Raw genomic sequence first — 25,357 nt, 5'->3', positions numbered from 1 at the left:
ATGATTTTTTACGCTCTAAAACAAAAAAGCACGCATCATAAAATATGATCCGTGCTTTTTATTTAACAATATTAAATTTATCTATTCATAGACATCAGGAATTCTTCATTGTTGAGCGTTCCTTTGATGTTCTTGTCCACAAATTCCATGGCTTCTACAGGATTCATTTCAGAAAGGTATTTTCTTAGAATCCACATTCTTTGTGAAGTCACTTCATCCAGAAGAAGGTCATCTCTACGTGTACTGGATGAAACCAGATCAATAGCAGGATAAATTCTTCTGTTGGCGATTTTTCTGTCCAGCTGAAGTTCCATATTCCCCGTTCCTTTGAATTCTTCAAAGATTACTTCGTCCATTTTAGATCCTGTATCAATAAGTGCAGTGGCAATAATGGTCAAAGAACCTCCTCCTTCAATTTTTCTTGCCGCCCCAAAGAATCTCTTCGGCTTGTGAAGGGCATTGGCATCCACCCCTCCGGAAAGAACCTTACCCGAAGCCGGCGTCACGGTGTTATAAGCTCTTGCCAATCTTGTAATGGAATCCAGTAGGATCACTACATCATGCCCGCACTCCACCATTCTCTGTGCTTTGGCAAGAACAAGGTTCGCCACCTTAACATGTTTTTCAGCAGCTTCATCAAATGTAGAGGCAATTACTTCTGCATTGACACTTCTTTCCATATCTGTAACCTCTTCCGGACGTTCATCAATAAGAAGAACCATCATATATACTTCCGGGTGGTTTGCAGCAATAGAGTTTGCAATATCTTTAAGCAACATTGTTTTACCCGTTTTAGGCTGGGCTACAATCATTGCTCTCTGTCCTTTACCGATTGGGGCAAACAGATCTACAATTCTTGTGGAAACCGTAGATCCACTTCCTGCAAGATTAAATTTCTCTTCAGGGAAAAGAGGAGTCAGGTATTCGAATGCGACACGGTCTTTAATAAAGGCAAGATCACGTCCGTTAACTTCCGTAGGTTTTAGTAATGAAAAGTATTTTTCACCCTCTTTCGGAAGTCTTACAATACCTTTAACGGTATCTCCGGTTTTCAAACCAAAATTTCTGATCTGAGCTGTAGAAACATACACATCATCCGGAGAAGAAATATAACTGAAGTCTGAGGAACGTAAAAATCCATAGTTATCCGGTAATATTTCTAAAACCCCTTCAATACTCACCATTCCATCGAAATTAAATTCTTTCTTATGATCAGGATGTTCCTCCGCCTTTTCAGAATGTCTGTTTTGATTCTGATGCTGGTTTTGGTTCTGGTGTTGATGCTGTTGTTGTTGGTTTTTATGTTGGTGTCCGCCGTTTTGCGGATGATTGTGACCTTTTTGGGATCTGTTAGCCTGTGGTTGCTGAGGGATATTTGGCTTTTCTTCTGCCTGAGCAGGCTCTTGAGGATCTGTATTTTTAGGAGTTTCAGTTTTCTCCTGAGCAGCTTCTGTATTGCCGGTAACTCTTTTCCTTTTCTTTTTAGCTGGCCCTGTGGCAGCTGTTTCTTCCGGAATTGTTACCGCTGTTGTTTCAGCTTTTGGCTCTTCTGGTTTTATTTCTTCAGGGGCTGGCACCTTTTCCTCTACTTTTTCCTCTATTTTAGGTTCTGCCTCTGTTTTGGCATTCACTTTCGGCTTAGCGGCCTGTTTTTTTGGGGCAGTCTTTCTTGCAGGGGCTTTCACAGGTTTTTCTGCTGCGGCCTCTTCAGTATTCGTAATGGGTTCTGTGGCGTTGAAATAATCTTTTGCAACTTTAGGGTTAGAAGCCTGAAAGTCAAGAATTGCAAAGATCTTGTCATTTTCATTGCTGGTTCTTGCAACTTTAACGCCCAAATCTTTTAAGATTTTAGTCAGTTCCGTTACGGATTTTGACCTTAACGTTTCTATGTTAAACATATTTAATGTAAAAATGTAATTAATTGTGAGTAAGAAAAGTAAGTCCGGTGACTTTTGTTTTCAGGTACATTGTATAATGCAAATCTACACTTATTTTTGAATTGTGCAAAATTTATATTATTTTTGCCAGGAATTTAATATTCAATGCTACAGAGAATTCAGACTATATGGACATTATTAGCAGTTTTAGCTGCTGTTTTTCTTTTCATCACAGGACAGGATGTTGCTGTTTTGGACAGTATTCCCGTACTTAATATCGGCTGTATAGTCCTTGTTTTACTGGGAGCATTAAGTATTTTTAGTTTCAAAAACAGAAAAAGACAAATTTTGCTGAATACGATCAGCATTATTATAAACGCTTTGTTGATTGGTGTATTGGCGTACTGGTTGCTAAACTTATCCGGAGGAATTCAGTTTCCTGAGAAGGGTATTGAGCCGGTTTTCCCATTGATCGCGGTCATATGTCTGCTTATGGCAAACGTATACATCCGCAAAGATGAGAGGCTCGTAAAATCTGTAGACAGACTCCGATAGCCTTACAACGATTTTTTGAGTGAGAACAGTTCCTTTCAGGAGCTGTTTTTTTTATTGATCAGATATCCTGCATTGTCTTCTTTGCATGAATCAAGTGTCAAATCGGCTTGAAAAGATGATTACTTTGCATTGAATTTCATTCTCCATGATGTTGAAGCGGCTCCATTCGTACAGCCTGTACCCACAGATCAATTAATTTATGTAATTTCATGCAACATTTAAACTAAAAATACGACAGATCATACAACTTTTAATGAAAGACAATGAAAAAGCTCACTTATCTTACGGCATCACTTTTCTCTTTATTCACTTTTGCACAGGAGGTTTCAAAAGAAAAAGTAAAAACCGTTCTTTCTACTCTTGCTTCAGATGAAATGAAAGGACGTGAAATAGGAACTCCTGAAAATGAAAATGCAGCCAATTATATTGCCACCCTGTTCAAAGAAAATAATCTTGAGTACTGTACCGGGAATTCTTACCTGGTTCCTTTTGAATATAAAGGCCAAAAGGCTTATAATGTGTGCGGGATCAAAAAAGGAAAATACAACCGGTATTTAGGCTTTTCAGGACATTTCGATCACATCGGCACCAGCAATAAAAGCGGAGATAATATTTATAACGGAGCAGATGACGATGCCAGCGGAATTACTACCTTGGTAGGGATCGCAGATTATTTTAAAAATAAAAAGCCTGAGTTTTCAATGGTCTTTATGGCATTCAACGGAGAAGAAAAAGGAATGCTGGGATCAAGAGCAATTTCTGAAGATAAGAACCTGGATAACATCTACAGCAAGATGACCGCCCTTTTCAATTTTGAAATGGTGGCAACAGAATCTCAATGGGGAAAAAATGCCTTATACATGACCGGAGACGGTTTTTCAGATCTTGATGAACTTTTTAACCAAAATGCAGTCAATGGATTGAAAATAAATGCAGATCCTTATGCAAAACAGCAGTTATTCTACCGCTCAGACAATGTCAGCTTTGTCAAAAAGAAAATCATTGCGCATTCATTCTCTACGGTTGATATGACCAAAGCCTCCCATTATCACCACGAAAATGATGACATCAATATTGTTGATTTTGATAATATGACCCAGATCATCAATAACTTCGGTAAAACGCTGGAAAAATTAACCCCTCAAAATTTCAGTCCTACATATAATGACCAGGTGAAATTTAATTGACTATAATAACAGGAAAACCACTATTTAAGTGGTTTTTTTTATTTTTTGCCCTCTCCCATTTTGAAGCCTATTGTGATATCCTTTTATCTTAAAAACAATGTTCAGCGTTCATCAACTGTAACAAAAAAACATTTTCTGAAACATATACAGTAAAGTAAAACAGGATTAAGAACGTCTTATCTTTTAATTTTACGTAATTTTGCTATCCAATTTTTTCATTGAATGAACGAATATAAAAAAATATTAAAATTCGCGAGACCCCATCAAAAATACATCTACGGAAGTTTATTTTTCAATATCCTGTATTCTGTATTTCAGATTGCATCCCTGGGAACTATTTTACCGGTTTTGGGAATGCTTTTCGGCACCATCAAGCCGGAAAAATATGAATCAGCACCGGTTTATTCAGGTGAAATAATTGATTTTTTCTCCTACTTAAAAGAGTATTCCAATTATTATGTACAGTATTTGGTGGATCAATATGGCTCATTAACGGTTCTTGCCTGGCTGTGCATCATTACCGCCTTCATGTTCCTGCTAAGAAATGCTTTCAGATATTTTGGCTCATTCCTGCTGATCAACTACCGTGTAGGAGTTACGAAAGATCTTCGTGGAGCCATGTACCGTAAGATCCTTTCTTTACCCGTTTCATTTTTTACAGAAAGCAGAAAAGGGGATTTGATGTCCCGTATGTCCAACGATGTGGGTGAAGTGGAAGGAAATATCTTAGGAAGCTTAATTGAATTGATCAACGCTCCTTTTATGCTGATCAGTACTTTGGTTACATTATTTTTCCTGAGCCCGGAAATGACACTTTTCTCTCTTCTGGTGCTCCCTGTTATGGGAACAATGATTGCTTTGGTGGGAAAAAGCCTTAAAAAAGACTCTCATGAAGCACAGCATGAAATGGGAACCATCTTTTCCATTGTAGATGAAACTTTAAAGTCTTCGAAGGTGATTAAAATCTTTAATGCCGAGAAGATCATGGACAACCGTTTTATGAAGTCTATGAACAAATGGATTTCGAGTTCTATCAGTCTGGGAAGGAAAAAAGAACTGGCATCGCCGATGAGTGAATTCCTAGGATCCATCACTTTTTTGATTATCGCATGGTATGGGGGAAAACAAATCATCGTTGAACAGAGTATATCCCCGGCAGATTTCTTAGTATTCCTGGGAATGTTCTTCCAGATTCTTCCTCCGGCAAAAAGTTTATCTACAGCCATTTCTAATGTTCAGAAGGGAGAAGCATCTCTGAAAAGAGTATTGGAAATTCTGGATGCAGATGTAAAGATCGAAGAAGTAACGGAACCTGTTTCCATCACAACGCTTCAAAATAATATTGAATTTAAGGATATTGGATTCTATTATGATAAAGCCAACCTGATCCTTAAAAACTTCAACCTAACCATTCCCAAAGGAAAAACAGTGGCATTGGTGGGACAAAGCGGAAGTGGAAAAACAACCATTGCCAACCTTCTGGCAAGGTTTTATGATGTATCGGAAGGAGAAATCCTGATCGACGGAACAGATATCAAGCATTTAAAACTTAAAGAATACCGTCAGCTATTAGGAATGGTAACCCAGGAATCTGTATTGTTCAATGATTCTGTTTACAATAATATCCTGATGGGTAAACCGGAAGCTACGAGAGAAGAAGTGATTGCAGCGGCTAAAATTGCTAATGCAGATTCATTTATTTCCAATCTTGCGGAAGGATATGATACCAATATCGGCGATGATGGAAATAAGCTTTCCGGAGGTCAGAAGCAAAGGGTTTCTATTGCAAGAGCAGTATTGAAAAACCCTCCGATCATGATCCTGGACGAAGCCACTTCTGCCCTTGATACGGAGTCTGAAAGATTTGTACAGGATGCACTGGAGAAAATGATGGAAAACAGAACTTCCCTGGTCATCGCACACAGGCTTTCAACCATTCAAAAAGCAGACTGGATCGTGGTCATGGAGAAAGGTGACATTGTAGAGCAGGGAACCCACCATGATCTTATTGCAAAAAAAGGAATGTACCATAAACTGGTAGAGCTGCAGAATTTTGACTAGCCCTTTTAAATCAATTCTAAAATGAACCCCATACAAGAGTATTTCTACAGAATCGAAGAACCTGAAAGAAGTACTCTTTTGTTTTTACGTGAAAAAATCTTAGCATCTGATACTGAAAACATCACTGAAACCTTCAGCTTTGGTCTTCCATTTTTAAAATATAAGAAGAAAATGCTGTGTTATTTTTACTACAGTAAGAAATATAAAAAGCACTACATCAGTTTTTACCACGGCGATAAGCTAAACTATCCCGAGTTGATTCAGGATGGCAGAAAGAAGTTTAAAATCCTTTTAATAGATCCCGGAGAGGATTTACCTGTAGGGTTTATATTACAACTGGCAGCAGAAATAAAAACACATATAAAATAAAAACTCCGATACGGTTTAACCGTACCGGAATCTGCTATAAAACATTCATCACTGTGTGTTAATTTTTCATCATTGTGTATTAAATTCCATTAAATTCTGCCTGATCCATTGCCCAGGCTATCATACCGGCAAACAATATTGAATTCTATACCTGCATCCCTCCTGCCGAATACCCATTACCGGGGCTGCAAAAGGTTTCCATCATATTGTTCGCATTCTGATTTCCATCCGTGTTTTTATTTACTTAAGAAATCTACGTTTCCAAACGGCAAAATTTAAACTGCTGTTTCTTAAATCCGGATATCTACAGCACCATTATGGGCTTGCGAGAGAACTTTCCAAAAATTAAAAGCAAAGCAAGAAGCAAGCCCCTGATTCTGGTTTGTTGTACATTTTGCCTTCATCATTTGTGTTTATATCATTAAAATTTTTAACTAAATCGATTTAATAACACAAAATTATTACACGCAGATAATTATTACATCAAATTCATCTACGCAATGTTACGCACGCGTAGTAAAACTCATGGAACAGCAGCAATCTGCGCAATTAAAAACAGACAAACAAAAAGTTGAGTTATTATAAATAACTCAACAATAAAACTCTAAAAAACGATCCCATTCCTATAAAAACAGATCATCTTCTGTTTATTCAAAAAAATAAGTTGCTTCAGTTAAATAAAATGCAATAATTTATTTTCAATCCGATTCAGACTTTAAAAATAAGTTTCCATTTAGCAATTGTGTTTCTGCTTATTTTAAAATGATTACTCACCTGAACATTGGTAAGACTGTTCTTTTTCTGATAGGTAAGAATTTTAAGAACAGACTTCTTATCATAAGAACGAAGCCTTTGATTGTTAAACTCTACCGCATATTCCGGTTTACCGAAAATCTGCCGATTAAAATTCAAAATATCCACAGCAGAATACAGCTTTTCCAGTTTGTGCTTTACGGCAGGGTCCAATAATTTTTCAGGATACTTTTCCTGAAGAATATCAGTATAAATCTGTTGATAATCCGGACCCATATTATATTTTTTTCATCCATTTATACAACGTAGTTTTGGGAATCTTATATCTCAAAATAACATCATAAGGCGTCATTTTTCCCATTCTTATTTTTTCAAGTATAAAATCCTTAACTTCTTGGGTATAGATGTTTTTCCTAAAAACCATGGTCTTTTCATTTTGCTTTACCGAATTATCAAATCTTGAATGCGGCGCATACAATATCAGGTGGCCGGTATAGACCCTAAAGAAATCAAATTTTAAAAGTTTGGACCACTTTAACAGAACATCCGTATCAACGCTTTTTTCATGATACATCTTTTCCACGTCACCCTCTTCCCGGCTTAAAAATTTAGTTATTCTTTCCATTGAAATCTGGTGCTCATCCACTTTAGATTGTATCAAACTCCCAATATGGATATTCTTAATATTCATTCCCAATCTTTTGAGATAAAAGTATTGACAGCAAAATTAATTAGCACCCTAGAACACTACTCAATATTACTTACACGTATTAAAACTCGGAATTGCAGTCTTTTAAATTTTTAACAGGAAACTGTTGATGTTTATTTCGGAAGAAATATTAAGTTTTTTCCGGATTCTGTATTTTTTACTCTCCACAGCGCGAATACTGTTATTGGTACATTGTGCTATTTTCTTGGTGTCAAAATCAAGCTTAATCAATGCACAAAAATAGAGTTCAGAATAGATCAGATTCGGATTGATCTCTAAAATATTGGGTATAAAATGCGGAAAAAACACCTGAAATTTTTCAAAAAACACAGGGGAATTATTATCAGCTAAACTTAGAATCTCCTCGATATTTTCCTCCGTAAGATGATTAATAAGCATTTGATGTTTCATTAATTCCGCGTTCGTTTTCTCTAAATCTTTAATGGTAGAGTCTTTCTTTTGTTTTTCAACAATCAATCCTTTAATCAGTTCATCTTTTTGAGCAATAAAGGAAATATCCATCAGGAAAGAAGCAATAGAAAATAAAATATTACACAGCTTGATCATTTTGAAATCAAACTTTTCCAAAAATTTACTTTTAGGTAAAAAATCAAAATCAAAATACAGACATACAATGAAATTAACGCTGATGATAAAAACAATAAAAAAAATGGAAAAAGAATCTTTTTTATAATTGAGAAAGAAAGGCAAGGCAAACAAAAGACAAAAATAAAAATACTCTACACCTGCTTTTTTATAGGTATAAATATAAAAAAAGCTCACAATAAAAGTCAACAAAATAAACAGGATGACAATAGAAATCTTTAACACCTTTCCGAATCGCTTTGTCTTCCCTTTTACAGACATTAAAAACAGCCAGAAAAAGGTAATCGCTGTGAGAAATGTTGAAATCAGCATATCCCCGAAAAAAGCAATGATAAAAACAGAATAAAAAAGAAATATAAAGAATAATAAAAATAAATACCGGTTTATCAGGTTCAGATAATTACTCTCGAAATCATACTCCATTTTCTCCGGTTCATCATTGATCATCTTAAAGAAAAATTTATAAATCATTTTGTTGTTTTTTTGTTTTAATTAAATTACAGATAGGTATTTACACATACTGGAACATAGATCACTCTAAAATCATTAAATATAAATGCAATTAGTTAAAAAAATATCAATACTAAATATAATACATCAAGTTCCAAACCATTTCCCCTACGTAGCTTAAAAAAGGTATAGGTTGGGCTCTGGATCTGAAAAATTTATTGATCCGTAAAGAAAAACTTTCATACGGAAAACTTGATATATGTGCGTAGTGAGGCTCAGGAATATTCAGTGAAAACCGTTCGTAAATGATGAATATTACTCTCAGAACAGAAATTAGTCACACCATAAAAATAGAGGACTTCCAGCAGAGGAAATATTTTGTGTGTATGGCAGCCTGATCTTCAGGAACCCAGGCTCTATACCGTCTCCTATTCTACCGTAATTGTCACATAGCACTCCGGTCTTTGCATTCATCGTAATTTTATTCTGAAAGCTGTTGAGCTGCATATCGGTAAGTTTTGTAATTTTTGAGCATCATGGTATTGGCAGAAAGGATATGTAACTGTTGCGGTATAACCATCATAAAAAAGAATTTGTGAAAAGACTCCCACAGTAGTATAAGATTGTAAAGTGGGAAAAGTACTAAAAAAGAAAGTGGCAATTTTCTCATAAAGTAAATAATTCATTGATTTTAACTAATAAAATTCAAATATATCAATTGAATAACAAATCATTCACAATAAAAAAAGTAAAAGCATCATTATACCGCAAGAAACAATGCATTTCTTTTATAGAAACAAAAAAAAGAGAAAACTGTATTTTCTCCTTTTTCAATAAATATGTAAATATTTCTAATTCTATTTTAATTTGGCAATAACATCCAATCCTCCTTTGGTAATGTCTCCGATCTTGCAGACAATCTCGGTATCCAAAGGCAAGAACACATCCATTCTTGACCCGAATTTAATAAATCCGAACTCATGTCCCGCTTTTGCTTTATCACCCTCATTACAGTAGAAAACGATCCTTCTTGCCACATATCCTGCAATCTGTCTGAAAACGACTTTATGATGCGTCAGCGTTTCAACAGCAACGGTTGTTCTTTCATTCTCCGTAGAAGATTTCTCATGCCATGCTACCAGGTATTTTCCCGGGTGATATTTTTTATAGACCACCTGTCCAGTAACCGGGTATCTACAAATATGAACATTAAGCGGCGACATGAAAATAGAGACCTGGATTGCTTTTCCATTCAGGAACTCGTTTTCCTCCACTTCTTTGATCATGACTACTTTTCCGTCAACGGGCGCTATTACATTTTCAGTATGGTCGAGAATATTTCTGTCCGGAACTCTGAAAAACCAGAATACAAGACTGTAAATGACCAATAAAGGCATAATGATCAACAGAGACCATATATTAAGAAAGTAAATAGCTAAAGCTCCCAATATGATAAAAAGTAGGGTCGCTACGGTAATTGTTCCTTTTGATTCTCTATGCAGTTTCATGAGACTATATAAATTTTTCTAAAATAAAGTACAAATATACGACAGGAACACAGATTATGAAACTATCCAGCCTATCTAAAACACCGCCATGCCCTGGAATGATGTTTCCGCTGTCTTTCACCCCGAAATTTCTTTTCAATTGGCTTTCTACCAAATCCCCTAACGGAGCAAAAGCAGCTACCAAAAATCCCACGATCATCCAGTTTCCTCTCAGTTCAGGCTGGTAATGTTCAATGAAGTATGATAATACCAATGTTAAAACAACTCCTCCAGCATATCCTTCCCATGTTTTTTTAGGTGAAATTTTAGGAGCCATTTTATGTTTTCCAAAAAATTTCCCCACCAGATAAGCAAACGTATCACTGCTCCAGATCAGGATAAACAGGAAAAGAACTTCCAGAGAGAAGGTATCATCATAGCCTGAAAACTTAGGCAGCCCTAATGCAAAACTGAATGGCAGGGCTACATAAATAACCGTGAAAATCAGTTTTCCGCTGTCGTAATATAATTCGTTAGGATATTTGAATAGGGTGACCACGGCAATCGCAATCAACGAAAGCGCGAGTATTTCGCTGAGTCTGAAATCAAAAAAGAAATCATGATGAAAATACCGCTTCGAGAAAATATAAAATATAAAAATGACCAGTGGAAACACGACCCATTTTTCATATCCTTTTCCGAACTTCATTATTTTAACACACTCCCAGGATCCCACCATCAGCAAAAGACTGATTAACCCATGATAAAGATATTGTTGTTTAATAAGGCCGGGAGAAATACTATTGATCAATTCTGCGCCAAGCGGTGTTGTACAAAGGATGATAACAGCTACATAAGCAATACCGGAAATTGTTCTCTGAATAAGATTTTTGTCCAAAATTTAAAATTTAGAAGTGCGTGCTTAATCTTCAAGCAGTAATAAAAACAGTTTCGGATTGGAACCGATAGAACCGTCTAATTTAGACTGCCCTCCGCTGATGGAAGTAAGATTCTTGATATTTCCGTTCCTTTTTATTTTTCCCATTGCATCGTTAAGATTGTTCACGATCTGTGAAACATTGGCGATGATGATAATTTTATCAGGCAGCCTTGAGGAATGATAATGAAGAATATTATTATGGGAAAGCATGATCCTGCCATCATAAGCAATCAGATACTCACACGTAATGAATGCGGCATCATTGGATGACTGCAATTCTGAAGTATAAGAAGTCTTCACTACATTCAAAAAGTTCTGAAGCTCTTTATCCCAGCAGAAAAGGTTTCCAATACCTTCTATCTTGATAATTTGATTTAAAGTTTGTAGAGCTTCCGCTTCATCTGCACAATAATTAAAAAATCCCCCCGAATGCGTAAATAATTGCGCAAACTTATAGTCGAGATCCGCATTTTTCAGCGAATCCCCAAGCTTCTCCAGGCTCTGTTTTTCCTCTTCCTCAGGCTGGTTGGTAAGTTTGCTTACAATCCTCTTGAATAAATTCAACTTAATCTATTTTTAGTCAACTTTATACAAAAATAGAAAATAAATTACAATAGATTCCAAAATATCTCTTTAAATATGAAAAAACCTGACAATTTTAAAGTTGTCAGGTTGTAATGATCTTATTTTTTAAGAGTTTTAAAGCTGTGTCGGGCTTTCTGGAGCCTGTATTTCGCTTTCCTCTTCTTTTTCTTTTATCTGAGGAGTTTCCAATGCTGCCGGATGATCTTTTTCAGGGATTGTATTGGTAACCGGTTTCTCTGTCAATTCAGGATCCCATGCTCTTTTTCCGAAAATTTCCTCTAAGTCCTCACGGAAGATCACCTCTTTCTCTAAAAGCTTATTGGCTAAAGCATCAAGCTTATCTTTATTTTCATGAAGAATTCTTATTGCTCTTTCATATTGATTTTCGATGATTGATTTAATCTCCGCATCAATTTTGGTAGCCGTTTCTTCAGAATAAGGTTTTCCAAAAGAATATTCAGACTGGCCTGAGCTGTCATAATAAGAAATATTACCGATGTTCGGGCTTAATCCATAGATTGTAACCATTGCCTGAGCTCTCTTCGTCACTGTTTCAAGGTCAGAAAGTGCTCCGGTAGAAATATTGTTGAAAATTACCTGCTCTGCTGCTCTTCCTCCTAATGTTGCACACATCTCATCCAGCATCTGTTCAGTAGTGGTAAGCTGTCTTTCTTCTGGAAGATACCAGGCTGCTCCTAATGAGCGTCCTCTTGGAACGATTGTCACTTTTAACAGTGGAGAGGCATGTTCTACCAGCCACGAAATGGTTGCATGTCCTGCTTCGTGATAGGCTACTCTTCTTTTTTCAGAAGGTTTGATCGCTTTATTTTTCTTTTCAAGACCTCCGATGATTCTGTCCACAGCATCAAGGAAATCCTGTTTTGTAACAGAAGTATGGTTGTTTCTTGCTGCAATCAATGCGGCTTCGTTACATACATTGGCAATATCAGCTCCACTGAATCCAGGGGTTTGCTTAGCCAGGAATTCCCGGTCTACATTATCATCAAGTTTGATTTTCTTTAAATGAACATCAAAGATCTGTCTTCTTTCATGAAGTTCCGGAAGATCTACATAGATCGAACGGTCAAAACGTCCTGCTCTCATCAAAGCTTTATCAAGGATATCCGCTCTGTTGGTGGCAGCCATTACAATAACGTTGGTATCGGTTCCGAAACCATCCATTTCAGTAAGAAGCTGGTTCAGCGTATTCTCTCTTTCATCATTTCCACCTGAGAAGTTGTTTTTTCCTCTGGCACGTCCGATCGCATCAATCTCATCAATAAAGATGATCGCCGGAGATTTTGCTTTGGCCTGGGCAAAAAGGTCTCTTACTCTTGATGCACCTACTCCCACGAACATTTCTACAAAGTCAGAACCTGAAAGCGAGAAGAACGGAACTTTAGCTTCACCAGCAACGGCTTTTGCCAATAATGTCTTACCGGTTCCCGGAGGGCCTACCAAAAGAACTCCCTTAGGAATTTTACCTCCCAGTTTCGTATATTTTTCAGAGTTCTTCAGGAAATCCACCACTTCCTGAACTTCTTCTTTTGCCCCTTCCAATCCGGCAACATCTTTGAAAGTTACCTGAATTCTTTCTTTTTCATCAAAAAGTTTCGCTTTAGATTTTCCAATAGAGAAGATTTGTCCGCCGGGACCTCCTCCACCGCCCATCTTCCTGAAAAGAAGGAAATAGAACAATCCCAAGATCGTAATCCAGATCAATGCAGATACTAAGATATCAGTGAACGGGCTTTTACCGGTTCCGTAATCCTTAGCAGTCTTAATAGCAGGGTTTGCCGCTTTAATCTGATCAAACTTCTGAAGGAAAAGCTGAAGATCTCCGTATTTTACAGAATAGTCTGCTTTAGGAGCGATATCCAAAGCAGAAAGAGGGTTATTTTCTTTGGATGTTTTGGTAACCATTGCCGATTTGGCCTCTTTGGTAAGGAAAACATCGGCTTTCTCTATATCTTTATATATAATTATATTATGGACTTTCCCCGCCTGCATTTCTCTAAAGAAACCATCTTCATCAATAGATTTTGCACCATCACCTCCTAAGAAACCGGAAGCAAAATATAGCAAAAGAGCTATGAGTGCAATAGGAAAGAACCAGTTGAATCCTTTATTATTCATTTATACTTTTTAAAATTTTAAAATTCATTTTCAATTTTGGTAATGACTGCGTCACCCCAAAGTTCTTCTATATCATAGTACTCACGTACCTGTTTTTGAAATATATGAACTACTACTGAAACGTAATCTACAAGAACCCACATTGCGTTCTCTGTACCCTCCACATGCCAAGGCCTGTCCTTCAGTTCGTTTCTTACTTTTTTCTCAACACTTCCTGCTAATGCAGATACATGTGTATTTGAGTTTCCGCTACATATTACGAACGTTTCTGCTACAGAGTTTTCAATGTTTGAAAGATCAAAGATCATAATATCTTCACCTTTTACATCCTGGATAGCTTCAACGATTTTATCTAATAATGCTTGTTTTTCTGCTGTTTTATTCATTAAAAAAATACTATAATCTGCAAATTTATTGTTTTTTCTTTACTTTAACCTTACTTTTACCCCCTTAATGTCTTAAAGTTTTCTTAAATGAGCCAACTATTCTACCTGAAAGAATGTTCTTCTACTAATGACGAAATATCAAAGTTTTTACTTTACCAAAATTCAGATTTTATAGGACTGCATACTTTTAATCAGACAAAAGGCCGTGGTCAGTATGGAAATGTATGGACTCCAACCGCCGGAAAGAATCTGGCGTATACGCTGGCAGTGAAGACTCAAAACATCTTGTGCTCAGACTTTATATTCAATTATTATACCGCAATTATTGTCAGGGATTTCCTGGCCAAATTGGCTGATTATGACGTAAAAATTAAATGGCCGAATGATATTATCCTTAAAGGTAAAAAAATCGTCGGTATTCTGATTGAAAAGAAAAAGATAAATCAAAATAAGTATTTCATCATCGGCACCGGAATTAATATTCTCCAGGAGAAATTTGATGAGATATCCAACGCCGGATCACTTCTGACCCAAACAGGACATCGATTTGACCTTGAAGAGCTCGCTTTTACGCTTCATGAATATTTAGCTGAAAAGTTAAAAAACATTCCTTCTGATCAGGAAATCCTGGAGCTATTCAACCTAAACCTGTTCCGTAAAGATGAAATCTCAGTTTTTGAGATTGAAAAAGAAAGACAAAATGGCATCATCAGGAAGGCGGACGAAAAAGGAGAACTCTGGGTCGAACTGGAAGACGGGATGCATTCTTTTTATCACAAAGAAGTAAAGCTCCTTTACTGATTGGCTCTTTTGATGTATAAATAAAGCGTAAGCGGCAGAAATACCAGGTTAGGCAACCACATGGCCAAAGCCGGCGGCAAGCTTTTATTCTCTGAAACCACTTTTAGGGCTTCAAATGAAAACACGAAAAGAAAGGCTAACGAAATTCCTATGGCCAGGTTAATACCCAGCCCTCCTCTTTTTTTCTGTGAAGACAGGGAAAGTGCCAGGAAGGTCAGAATAACAATAGAAACGGGCATTGAGGTCCTTTGGTAAAGCTCATTCAGATAGGAATTCAGGTTGCTGTTTCCTCTTGCTTTTTCCCTTTCAATGAATTTTAAAAGTTCGGGAGTCGTTTTATTCTGTCCCAAAAGTTCATTAGGAAAAAGCTCTTCGGGAGAATGCCCGTAGTTTTTCCTCAACTCAACCCCGTTGCTTAATTTTTCCGTATTGTCCTTATTGATCGTCTTTTCAAGATAATTATTCAGCACAAACTGTTTTTTAGCAAGATCCCAATATACTTCGCTGGCTTTCAGCTCATATACCATTCTTCTGTCTTTATTAAACTTCTGATAGACAAAACTGGAACCTCTTTTATCTCTTTTGTTCCAGGAAGCCACAAAAATGTATTCTGTCTTACTGAGTTGAGAAGATGCGGGGGCTGTTCCTAAAATCTTTTCTTTATTGGCTGCATTATAGGTATACGCTTCCAATTGGTTCTTCTTGATATTGGCCCACGGAAGCACTAAATGATTTACCGTAAGCGAAATCAAAGCAATCAGAATTGAAGTATACAAGTAAGGTTTTGCAAACCTGTGAAAACTGGCACCACTACTGATAATGGCAACAATTTCCGTATTATTTGCCATTCTGGAGGTGAAATAGATCACCGTGATAAAGACCAGAATGGAAAGAAACGTTACCACAAGATTGATAATCCAGAAAGGATAAAAATGGATCAGGAAATACACCAGATCAAGCTTGGGATCAATGGCCTTTGCATTTTCTATCCTGGGGATCTTTTGCTGAACGTCAATAACAAGCACAATGATAGACAGCAGTATCAGCATGAAACTGAAGGTTCCAAGATATTTTTTGATGATATATCTGTCTATTATTTTAAGCATATCCTTTTACAGTCTTTGTCTAAGAACCGGAACCACGGAATTTTTCCATTCATAAAAATCACCGGCAATAATGTGTTCTCTTGCCACTTTAACCAGGTCAAGATAAAAGGCAAGATTATGGATGGAAGCGATCTGTTTTGCCAGATATTCTTTAGATACGAACAAATGACGAAGGTAAGCCTTTGAGTATTCTTTATCCACAAAACTGGTTCCAAATTCATCCAAGGGAGAGAAGTCGCGCTTCCATTTTTCATTTTTAAGATTCATTACCCCCTGCCATGTGAAAAGCATCGCATTTCTTGCATTTCTTGTAGGCATTACACAATCCATCATATCAATTCCTAATCCGATAGATTCCAGAATATTCCAAGGAGTTCCTACTCCCATCAGATATCTTGGTTTTTCTTTTGGAAGAATATCCGTTACTTCATCTGTAATTCTGTACATTTCTTCTTCGGGCTCTCCCACGGAAAGTCCTCCGATAGCATTTCCTTCGGCACCGGCTTCAGAAATCACCTCGGCAGAAATTTTTCTTAAATCGGAATATGTGGATCCCTGTACAATTGGGAAAAGTCTTTGCTTGTGCCCGTACAGTTCAGGATTTTCATTGGTCCAGTCGATACATCTTTTTAGCCAACGGTGGGTGAGCTCCATAGATGATTTTGCCTGGTTATATTCACAAGGGTAAGGAGTACATTCGTCAAAAGCCATGAAAATATCGGCTCCGATCTGTCTTTGTATTTCCATTGATCTTTCGGGAGAAAACATATGATAACTTCCGTCAATATGAGATTTGAATCTCGCTCCTTCTTCCGTCATTTTTCTGCTGCTCGCCAATGAGAACACCTGAAAACCTCCTGAATCCGTAAGAATAGGAAGATCCCAGTTCATGAATTTATGTAATCCTCCGGCATCCTGCATGGTTTCCATTCCGGGACGAAGGTACAGGTGATAGGTATTTCCCAGAATAATCTGGGCTTTAATGTCTTCTTTTAATTCTCTCTGATGTACCGTCTTTACGCTCGCTACTGTTCCCACAGGCATAAAGATGGGAGTCTGTATTTTCCCGTGATCTGTAGTAATTTCTCCTGCTCTTGCTTTTCCTTCAGAGGTTTTTTCTATATTAAAAAATTTCATCAGTATACTTTTAATTTACCGCTCCTGCGGCTCCTATTTTGTTGAATGGAAACATCCGCATCATTAATATTTCATAAGCGAGGGTGCTCCTCCATTCTTCATTTTATTCTTTATATATTGATCTGCCTTCGGGTCTTTTTTCAATAAAATCTCCTGCGCTTCATTGGCTATATCCGGCATTTTCTCCTTAATCACATAATATTTAAAACTTTCAACAAAGTCGTCGGGTTTTACATGATGGGATTTAAGTATAAATCTCGTCCCTGCTTCCAGGTTTTTGTCCTGATAGACAAAAGTGGCCTGTTCATTGATGGTAAGGTCGGCTATAATTTCAGCCATCACCTTCTGATCAACCAGATTCTTCGGTTTATCAATATAATCGTTGCATGAAAACAGGCTTACCAAAACGAAAATAAAGATCAGCTTTTTCATAATCTGTTAATGATTGATTTCCATTTTAAGTTTAATACTCCAAAAACAGCCTCATGAATAATTCCTCCGTTCATTTTGCTTTCTCCTAAAATCCTATTGGTAAATATAATAGGAACTTCTACTATTCTGAAGCTTTTCTTAAAAGCTCTGAATTTCATTTCTATCTGAAATCCGTACCCTTTCAGCTTTACATTATCCAATCCTATCTCTTCCAGTACTTTTCGTGAAAAACACACGAAACCGGCAGTCGTATCATGAATCGGAAGCCTTAGAATAAATCTTACATATTTCGAGGCAAAATAGGAAAGCAGGACTCGTCCCATCGGCCAATTGACCACATTAACTCCTCTTGAATAACGGGAACCAATGGCCATATCTGCATTAAGACAGGCTTCATACAGCTTAGGAAGATCACTGGGATTGTGAGAGAAATCGGCATCCATTTCAAAAATATAATCATATTTGTTTTCGATAGCCCATTTAAAACCGTGTATATACGCTTTTCCCAAGCCATCTTTTGTATGTCTTACCGACAAGTGCAGATGATGAGAAAATCTTTTCTGCAGTTCTTTTACAATCTCAGATGTTCCGTCCGGAGAAGAATCATCCACTACCAAGATATGAAAGTCATCCTCCAATGCGAAAACCGCGGAAATAATATTTTCAATATTTTCCTTTTCGTTATAAGTGGGGATAATGACTAGTTTTTTCATTTCAGTTTGCAAAGATAGTTTATTTAACCTTTTTATTTTATACAAAATAATCTATAATTTTGCAAAAAAATATTTCTCACAGATTTAACAGCTGAGCTTGAGATTGTATTCAATTCATCTCCGTATATACATTGCTGTGGAAGAATATATGTTAGCCACAGATCATGTGATAAAGAAAATCTGTGCCAAGCTGTGTTATTTGTGGTTAAATAAAAAATAAAAAAACTTAAATTTTGCTGTCGTCACAAAACTTTATAAATCACGTAAGAATACCTGAGAACAATGATTGGGTAGTTTTTATACTGCTGGGATGCATATTTTTATATGTTTTCATGATGAACATTGTAGAAAGGGATGCCAGCCTGAAGGATTTCCTGCTTCAAAAATATTTTGACGCAAGCAATAACCTGCCGAGCTGGATCATTACCTCATGTGTAACGACCCTTACGCTCTCCGTTTTGATCTCCCAATATGTACCTGTTGTTCCCAAATATATTGCAGATCTACAGCTCCTGGGATACCAGCTTAATAAATTCGGATATACTTTGCTTGCTGTACTGTTTTTTTATTTAATAAAATCTTCTTTGGGGTTTTTATTTTACCAAAGTATAGGAGACGGAAAAAAATGGACCATTTTTTATTTCACCTCCACCAAATTTTACTTCATCCTGTCATTTTTGTTAATAATTCTGTGTATAACCCATTATTACTTCCCTATAGACAGAAATAAAATATTTCTTTACTATTTCTTCTTCTTTTCTTTTGTATTCATTTTCAAAGTATTTTTCTACTTATTTCACAAGAACAAGATTCTTCCGGAGAAATGGTATTATAAATTTTTGTATATTTGCACCCTCCAAATCGCACCATTATTACTGCTTTGGAAATTGTTATTTTTTTAATACATGTCAATGATGAGAATAAAGTCCATATTGGTTTCTCAACCAGCGCCTAGTGAGTCTTCTCCATATTTGGATATCGCGAAGAAGGAAAAAATAAAGATTGATTTCCGTCCTTTTATCCACGTTGAAGGAGTTGACAACAAAGAACTCAGAACACAGAAAATAGATCTGACGCAATACACTGGAATTATCTTTACCAGTAAAAATGCGATTGACCATTATTTCAGACTTGCAGAGGAACTGCGCTTTGCTGTTCCGGATACGATGAGATACATCTGTCAGTCCGAAGCCATTGCCAACTATCTTCAAAAACATATTGTATACCGAAAGAGAAAAATCAGTTTTGGAGAGAAAAACTTCTCAGACCTGCTTCCTCTTTTCAAAAAATTCCCTACAGAAAAATATCTGTTGCCATCTTCAGATGTTTTGAGTCCGGATATTGTAAAAACGTTGGATGCAGCTAATGTAGACTGGACCAGAGCCATTATGTACCGTACAGTATGCAGCGATCTTACCGATATCAGCATTAAAGATTATGACATGCTGATCTTCTTCAGCCCGCAGGGGATCAAATCGCTACAGCAAAACTTCCCGGAATTCAAGCAGGAAGAGACAAAGATCGGAGTTTTTGGAAACACGACCCTGGCTGCTGCAGAAGAAGCTGGATTAAAAGTAGATTTAATGGCGCCTACGAAGGAAACTCCTTCCATGACAATGGCCCTTGAAAAATATATTAAGGCTCTCCATAAATAGTCTTTGCTATAAAAAAAGCTCAACCATCTTTTCAATAAAGAAAAGATGGTTTTTTTTTACCTAAATTTGAACAAAAATTAATATTGAAAGAAACGTCCCTATACCCTCTTTTCAAAAAATTGGGATCAGGACGGATCCGGCTCGATAAAAAAATTAAAATATTCGGATGAAAGCTCCACAAGCAAAAAAAATAGAAAAAATACTAGAAACTCACGGCGACAGAAGGACTGATAATTACTTCTGGCTCAATGAAAGGGAAAATCCTGAGGTCATCAAATATCTTGAAGAAGAAAATGCTTACGAAGAATTCATCATGAAGGACACAGAAGAGCTTCAGGAAGAACTTTTTGAGGAAATGAAGGCGCGCTATAAAAAAGATGATGAATCCCTTCCCTATTTCTTTAATGAATACTGGTATATTGTACGGTATGAAGAAGGTAAAGAATATCCTATCTTCTGCAGAAAGCATAAAAACCTGGACAATCAGGAAGAAATTGTACTTGACGTCAATATTCTGGCAGAAGGTGAAAATTTCTTCGAAGTAGGAAGTGTTGCTGTAAGCCCCAGCAATGAACTGGCTTCCTTTTCTTCAGATAAGGTGGGAAGAAGAATCTACACTTTAAATTTCAAAAATTTAAAGACCGGGGAAATACTGGCAGATCAGATTCCTAACACAACAGGAAAGGCTGTATGGGCCAATGATAACCAACACATCTTTTATATCAGAAAAGATAAAAATCTCCGCGCATTCCAGGTCTACAGACATCAGCTGGGAACGGATTCTTCAGAAGATGTTCTGATTTTCCATGAAGAGGATGATACTTTTGACGTAAATGTCTTTAAAACAAAATCGCTACACTATATTTTCATTGCAAGCTCAAGCACGATTTCTGATGAACACCGTTTCATCCCTTCTGACAATGTCTTTGCGGAATGGACCGTGATTCAGCCCAGAATAGATGATCTTGAATATTCTGTAGAGCATTATGAAGATGAGTTTTATATCATTACCAATGCAGATGACGCCATCAACTTCAAAATTGTAAAAACAAAGATTTCTAACTGTGGGATGGAAAACTGGACTGATGTCATTCCTCATCGTGCTGAAGTCTTATTGGAAGGGTTTGAAATCTTTAAAGATTATCTGGTTCTTGAAGAAAGAGAAAAAGGATTGCTGCAAATCATGATCATCGATGAAAAAACTAAGGAGTCTCATTACCTTCCTTTCTCTGATCCAACATATACTACCTATATCGGAATCAACCTTGAGTTTGACACTGAAGTTTTACGCTACGGTTATACTTCACTGACGCAGCCCAGCTCTACCTATGAATATAATATGAAGGAAAAAACCACAAAACTGCTGAAACAACAGGAGGTTTTAGGTGGAAAATTCTTCTCTGAAAATTATATTTCAGAAAGAATATGGGCAGATTCAAGAGATGGAAAAACAAAAGTTCCGATCTCATTGGTGTATCATAAAGACACCAAAAAATCAGCAGATACTCCACTTCTTCTGTACGGCTACGGAAGTTACGGACATACGGTAGATGCCAGTTTCTCCAATGTGAGATTGTCCATCCTGGACAGAGGCTTTATTTATGCCATTGCCCATATCCGCGGCGGAGAATACCTGGGAAGAGAATGGTATGAGGACGGAAAAATGCTGTTTAAGAAAAATACGTTCTTTGACTTTATTGATGCAGGAAAATATTTGATAAAAGAAAACTACACGTCATCCAAACATCTGTATGCAATGGGAGGAAGCGCCGGAGGTCTTTTAGTGGGCGCTGTTGTCAATTATGAGCCCCAGCTCTTCAACGGCATTGTGGCCCAGGTTCCATTCGTAGATGTGGTAACGACCATGCTGGATGACACCATCCCTTTGACAACAGGAGAATATGATGAATGGGGAAATCCGAACGATAAGGAGTATTATCATTATATGAAAGAATATTCTCCTTATGATAATGTGGAAGCGAAAGATTATCCACACATGCTGATCACCACAGGATTCCACGACTCACAGGTACAATACTGGGAGCCTGCCAAGTGGACCGCCAAATTAAGAGAATTAAAAACTGACGATAATGTTCTCGTCTTTAAAACGGATATGAGTTCCGGACATGGAGGTGCCAGCGGAAGATTTGAATCATTGAAAGAAGACGCTCTTGAATATGCGTTCCTGCTCAAGATCGATAAGAACTCATAGAACAGGAATATTTTAAAAAGGAAGATTAACAGATATATTGCTCAAAACTGAAGAATGCTGAAAGCCGTTTCTTCTTATGTAAAAATGCTAAAGGACCGGCTTTATCACTGAGCAAATAAGACTTATCATTTATATATACATTATGATCAACGAATCCGAATATTGGAAAAAGATAGAACAGTTTTTCGAGGATACCTTCGGAACTGAAAAAAATCCGCCGATAGAGACCTTGTTATTTTTAATAGGTCTTCAGGAGCTGGGAAGCGGCCAGCAGAAATATACAAAGGAAGATAAAGTAAATTTGATTCACATTGCAGTCTGCAGATTACTTGAACCTTTTGGGTATTATAAGTTCACTCATTATGAAGATGGATGGCCGCAGTTTGAGATGCTGGAAGAACTTCCGGAATTAAAACCAAACGAACAGACCCTGCTCATGAAAAAGGCCATTATTCAGTATTTCCAGGAGGAGGAACTGATCTAATTTGAAGGCTTTTAATTTCAAAACAGGATTATGAATTCTCAATGACCATTTGATTTGAGAGAGCTGAAACCAGCATTCATTAAAATACAGCTAAAGACGGGCCTTACAGTCCGTCTTTTTTTATAAACATATCAATATGTATTTTTCAAGCTTTCCCGCTTTCTTTTTCAGTCACCCCTATTTTCAAACAAACAGGGAGCCTGTAAGGGCACCCTGTTTTCTATTGATACAATGAATTCAGTAGGTCCGGATTATCCTATGATTTCTTCCAGCTGATTCAGTCCCATTTTGAACCCTTCTTCGAATCCCATTTCAAGCATCTTTTTCATTACTTCCTGAGACGGGTAATGGATATTGACGGTTACTTTTGTTCCCTCTTCCACGCCTGTAAAGCCAATCAGCCATTTTGACCGGGGAAAATCATCATTGACATTCCCCTTTTCATCACAGAAAGCACTCGTCCAATCCATACTTCTATGCTCCATAATTTCGCCGTATTTCGATTGGGAATACGCCTTTTCGCCATTAGGCCCTATCATGGCATAATGCCAGATTCCTCCTTCTTTAAAATCCTGATGTATAGTTTCACATCTCCAGGGTCTGGGACCCCACCACTGATCCAGTAATTCGGATTGGGTAAAATAATTCCATACTTTTGAAACATCAGCACTATAAATTTTCATGACATAGGCCGTATTTGAATCAAAATCTTTGTTGAAAGTGATAGCAGATTCCATAAGTAATAATTTTACATAAAGGTACTTCTTTATTTGCTGACAGAACTTTTCCTATGACAAGTTAACAATAATAAATAATCGCGGTAAGTCTTCTTTACTGAAACACAAAATATAAAACGGGTATAAACTTATCAATATAATTCAAACAGATGAGATTTTTTTATTATATTACACAGTCAGATCCATCTGTTCAATAATCATCAAATCTGTCCTGCTTTAAAAGCCGATAAAAAAATTCAATTCTAAATCTCTTTATCATATTATTCTTCTAATAATTCATAAATAATTGTTAAAAAACAGACTTTTAAGAAAAAAAATACAATTTTTTGGCTCGTTTTTTGTTTACCATCTCTTAAAATAATTAATTTTAACATTCATTTTTCCAACACATATACAATAAAATAATGAATAATAAGTTCATCCCAATAATTTCAGTGTTTATGACAATCTCACTGATTGTCTTTGTTACACTCCAATTTTATTGGCTGAAAGGATATTATGGTGCACTGGAACAAGATTTTTCAAACAAGGTTTATTCAGCGCTGGAAAACACGTCAAAGAGTATCGAAGAAATTGAGGCTGACAAATATCTGAATAAAGACAATAGAAATACCATTCTTGCCAATAGCAGCCAGCCCTCCCTGACCACCATTCAGCAGGTGGAGGACTCTGGTACTCAGAGACAAATCATCTACTCTAAAAATATCATTTCCAAAACACAGCTTCCGATTTCTCAAAAAGGAGATTCGGTAAAACTCACCACATTATATACTGACGAAGCTGCGTATAAGATTAAAAAAGATACTACCAACCGGGAGCTTCTTACCGCAGATCTTAATACTGACATTGAAAACGGAGATTATGCCATTAAAGAATTTGTAAAAGTATACGGGAACAATTTACCTATTGCCAAGAGAGTGGATCCTGCTGTTCTTGATTCAGTGATTGCAAAGGAGCTGAAAATGAGAGGCATTACTGCTAAATTCGGGTATGGAATAACGGATAAAGATAATAAGCTTACCAGTGTTGCGAATAAGGTATATAAGGAGAAGAAAGATAACAATACCTACAGCTTCCCTCTTTTTACAGATAAAAAAGACCGTGTTTTATATAACCTGGCTTTGGTTTTTCCTAAAAAGGAATATTCACTGGCTATGAATAACTGGCCTATGCTACTGGGGACCTTTCTTTCGTTACTTACTATTTTGGGAATTTATATTATTTCCATCAACTATATGATGAGACAGAAGAAACTTGCTGAAGTGAAAACAGACTTCATCAATAATATGTCTCATGAGTTTAAGACTCCATTGGCAACCATTTCTGTCGCTACAGATTCTCTGGCCAATGATAAGATTGCCACCAATCCCGACAAAGTAAAATATTATTCAGAACTGATCAAGCAGGAGAATTTACGAATGAAAAAACAGGTAGAGAACGTTCTTAATATGTCCAAGCTTGAAAGAAATGAAGTAAAACTGTTCCTGAAAGAGACGAATGTAAGAGAGCTTATTAAAAAGACAACGGAATCTTTCAATCTGATCGTGGGTCAGAGAAACGGTTCCCTTACCCAGAAGTTCAATGCTACCCATTACACGTTTAAGATAGATGAATTTCATATTTCCAATATGCTGGTGAACCTATTGGACAACGCCAATAAATATTCTCCCGAAGCTCCGGAAATTCATGTAGAAACAAGAAATGAAGGATCTTTATATGTAATTGAGGTTTCGGATAAAGGGATGGGAATGGAAACCCAGAATAAAACAAAGATTTTCGAGAAATTCTTCAGGGAAGAAACCGGAAATATTCACAACGTAAAGGGACAGGGCTTGGGTCTTTCTTATGTGAAGAAAATTGTAGAGCTGCACAAAGGGCAGATTATAGTAGACTCCCATAAAGGGAAAGGAAGTACGTTTACAATAAAACTCCCTATGAGCTAAGATAATAAGTGAAAAATCAAATAACAAAATATAGAA

General features: G+C 36.7%; 25 protein-coding genes. 10 read left to right on the top strand and 15 right to left on the bottom strand.

All coding sequences use genetic code 11. The features are described 5' to 3' along the window. Positions 1-77 precede the first annotated feature (77 nt). Complete coding sequence (gene rho / locus MUW56_RS11705) at positions 78-1,898, bottom strand: transcription termination factor Rho (RefSeq protein ID WP_292013366.1); 1,821 nt, start codon at positions 1,896-1,898, stop codon at positions 78-80. Between the two features lie 144 nt (positions 1,899-2,042). Between rho and MUW56_RS11700 the strand changes: the two genes are divergently transcribed. From MUW56_RS11700 to MUW56_RS11685, 4 genes are all read left to right on the top strand, one after another. Continuing rightward, positions 2,043-2,432, top strand: coding sequence for a DUF4293 domain-containing protein (locus MUW56_RS11700; RefSeq protein WP_292013365.1), 390 nt, complete (start codon positions 2,043-2,045; stop codon positions 2,430-2,432). Positions 2,433-2,695: 263 nt separating this feature from the next. Beyond that, positions 2,696-3,619, top strand: coding sequence for a M28 family peptidase (locus tag MUW56_RS11695; RefSeq protein ID WP_292013364.1), 924 nt, complete (start codon positions 2,696-2,698; stop codon positions 3,617-3,619). 222 nt (positions 3,620-3,841) lie between these two features. Then, positions 3,842-5,680: an ABC transporter ATP-binding protein gene (locus MUW56_RS11690; protein ID WP_292013363.1), complete on the top strand. Its 1,839-nt coding sequence runs from the start codon at positions 3,842-3,844 to the stop codon at positions 5,678-5,680. A gap of 21 nt (positions 5,681-5,701) precedes the next feature. After that, the gene (locus tag MUW56_RS11685) at positions 5,702-6,049 is read left to right on the top strand and encodes a DUF1801 domain-containing protein (protein ID WP_292013362.1); all 348 of its coding nucleotides are present in this window, start codon (positions 5,702-5,704) and stop codon (positions 6,047-6,049) included. 708 nt (positions 6,050-6,757) lie between these two features. On the opposite strand, the gene MUW56_RS11680 is transcribed toward MUW56_RS11685, so the two are convergent. The 9 genes from MUW56_RS11680 to rsfS all read right to left on the bottom strand — a co-directional run bounded on the left by MUW56_RS11680 (position 6,758) and on the right by rsfS (position 14,101). Further along, positions 6,758-7,078 carry a helix-turn-helix domain-containing protein gene (locus MUW56_RS11680; protein WP_292013361.1) on the bottom strand — a complete coding sequence of 107 codons (321 nt, stop codon included), beginning with the start codon at positions 7,076-7,078 and terminating at the stop codon, positions 6,758-6,760. A gap of 1 nt (position 7,079) precedes the next feature. Then, entirely contained in the window at positions 7,080-7,493 is a 414-nt protein-coding gene (locus MUW56_RS11675) for a transposase (RefSeq protein WP_292013360.1), read from the bottom strand. 102 nt (positions 7,494-7,595) lie between these two features. Then, positions 7,596-8,588 carry a Two component regulator three Y domain-containing protein gene (locus MUW56_RS11670; RefSeq protein ID WP_292013359.1) on the bottom strand — a complete coding sequence of 331 codons (993 nt, stop codon included), beginning with the start codon at positions 8,586-8,588 and terminating at the stop codon, positions 7,596-7,598. A 312-nt stretch (positions 8,589-8,900) separates the two neighbouring features. Continuing rightward, complete coding sequence (locus MUW56_RS11665; protein WP_292013358.1) at positions 8,901-9,074, bottom strand: hypothetical protein; 174 nt, start codon at positions 9,072-9,074, stop codon at positions 8,901-8,903. 350 nt (positions 9,075-9,424) lie between these two features. Further along, positions 9,425-10,075, bottom strand: coding sequence for a phosphatidylserine decarboxylase family protein (locus MUW56_RS11660; protein ID WP_292013357.1), 651 nt, complete (start codon positions 10,073-10,075; stop codon positions 9,425-9,427). A gap of 4 nt (positions 10,076-10,079) precedes the next feature. Continuing rightward, a complete protein-coding gene (locus tag MUW56_RS11655) occupies positions 10,080-10,952 on the bottom strand; it encodes a phosphatidate cytidylyltransferase (RefSeq protein WP_292013356.1) in 873 nt (290 codons plus the stop codon). 24 nt (positions 10,953-10,976) lie between these two features. Next, positions 10,977-11,558: an LUD domain-containing protein gene (locus MUW56_RS11650; protein WP_292013355.1), complete on the bottom strand. Its 582-nt coding sequence runs from the start codon at positions 11,556-11,558 to the stop codon at positions 10,977-10,979. 135 nt (positions 11,559-11,693) lie between these two features. Then, positions 11,694-13,715, bottom strand: coding sequence for an ATP-dependent zinc metalloprotease FtsH (gene ftsH / locus MUW56_RS11645; protein ID WP_292013354.1), 2,022 nt, complete (start codon positions 13,713-13,715; stop codon positions 11,694-11,696). A gap of 17 nt (positions 13,716-13,732) precedes the next feature. Beyond that, the gene (gene rsfS / locus MUW56_RS11640; protein WP_292013353.1) at positions 13,733-14,101 is read right to left on the bottom strand and encodes a ribosome silencing factor; all 369 of its coding nucleotides are present in this window, start codon (positions 14,099-14,101) and stop codon (positions 13,733-13,735) included. Positions 14,102-14,188: 87 nt separating this feature from the next. On the opposite strand from rsfS, the gene MUW56_RS11635 reads away from it, so the two are divergent. Further along, positions 14,189-14,902, top strand: coding sequence for a biotin--[acetyl-CoA-carboxylase] ligase (locus MUW56_RS11635; RefSeq protein WP_292013352.1), 714 nt, complete (start codon positions 14,189-14,191; stop codon positions 14,900-14,902). On the opposite strand, the gene MUW56_RS11630 is transcribed toward MUW56_RS11635, so the two are convergent. From MUW56_RS11630 to MUW56_RS11615, 4 genes are all read right to left on the bottom strand, one after another. After that, the gene (locus tag MUW56_RS11630) at positions 14,896-16,008 is read right to left on the bottom strand and encodes an LptF/LptG family permease (protein ID WP_292013351.1); all 1,113 of its coding nucleotides are present in this window, start codon (positions 16,006-16,008) and stop codon (positions 14,896-14,898) included. The genes MUW56_RS11635 and MUW56_RS11630 overlap by 7 nt on opposite strands. A gap of 6 nt (positions 16,009-16,014) precedes the next feature. Continuing rightward, positions 16,015-17,145: a tRNA guanosine(34) transglycosylase Tgt gene (gene tgt / locus MUW56_RS11625; protein ID WP_292013350.1), complete on the bottom strand. Its 1,131-nt coding sequence runs from the start codon at positions 17,143-17,145 to the stop codon at positions 16,015-16,017. A 63-nt stretch (positions 17,146-17,208) separates the two neighbouring features. Further along, positions 17,209-17,577 carry a DUF4296 domain-containing protein gene (locus MUW56_RS11620; RefSeq protein WP_292013349.1) on the bottom strand — a complete coding sequence of 123 codons (369 nt, stop codon included), beginning with the start codon at positions 17,575-17,577 and terminating at the stop codon, positions 17,209-17,211. Continuing rightward, a complete protein-coding gene (locus MUW56_RS11615; RefSeq protein ID WP_292013348.1) occupies positions 17,574-18,290 on the bottom strand; it encodes a polyprenol monophosphomannose synthase in 717 nt (238 codons plus the stop codon). Before MUW56_RS11615 ends, MUW56_RS11620 begins: the two co-directional genes overlap by 4 nt. A gap of 233 nt (positions 18,291-18,523) precedes the next feature. On the opposite strand from MUW56_RS11615, the gene MUW56_RS11610 reads away from it, so the two are divergent. From MUW56_RS11610 to MUW56_RS11595, 4 genes are all read left to right on the top strand, one after another. Further along, on the top strand, positions 18,524-19,192 hold the full coding sequence (locus tag MUW56_RS11610; RefSeq protein ID WP_292013347.1) for a DUF4271 domain-containing protein: 669 nt from the start codon (positions 18,524-18,526) through the stop codon (positions 19,190-19,192). A 12-nt stretch (positions 19,193-19,204) separates the two neighbouring features. Next, complete coding sequence (locus tag MUW56_RS11605; RefSeq protein WP_292015407.1) at positions 19,205-19,945, top strand: uroporphyrinogen-III synthase; 741 nt, start codon at positions 19,205-19,207, stop codon at positions 19,943-19,945. A gap of 166 nt (positions 19,946-20,111) precedes the next feature. Beyond that, a complete protein-coding gene (locus MUW56_RS11600) occupies positions 20,112-22,157 on the top strand; it encodes a S9 family peptidase (RefSeq protein WP_292013346.1) in 2,046 nt (681 codons plus the stop codon). A gap of 142 nt (positions 22,158-22,299) precedes the next feature. Continuing rightward, a complete protein-coding gene (locus MUW56_RS11595) occupies positions 22,300-22,641 on the top strand; it encodes a hypothetical protein (RefSeq protein WP_292013345.1) in 342 nt (113 codons plus the stop codon). A 251-nt stretch (positions 22,642-22,892) separates the two neighbouring features. Here the strand turns inward: MUW56_RS11595 and MUW56_RS11590 are convergent, their stop codons facing one another. After that, entirely contained in the window at positions 22,893-23,378 is a 486-nt protein-coding gene (locus MUW56_RS11590) for an SRPBCC domain-containing protein (protein WP_292013344.1), read from the bottom strand. 404 nt (positions 23,379-23,782) lie between these two features. Between MUW56_RS11590 and MUW56_RS11585 the strand changes: the two genes are divergently transcribed. Next, positions 23,783-25,321, top strand: coding sequence for a HAMP domain-containing sensor histidine kinase (locus MUW56_RS11585; protein WP_292013343.1), 1,539 nt, complete (start codon positions 23,783-23,785; stop codon positions 25,319-25,321). Positions 25,322-25,357 lie beyond the last annotated feature (36 nt).

Origin of the sequence: Chryseobacterium sp. (assembly GCF_022869225.1) — a bacterium.
In the GTDB taxonomy this organism is placed as follows: Bacteria; Bacteroidota; Bacteroidia; order Flavobacteriales; family Weeksellaceae; genus Chryseobacterium.
This window is presented reverse-complemented; position numbering and strand designations above follow the sequence as displayed.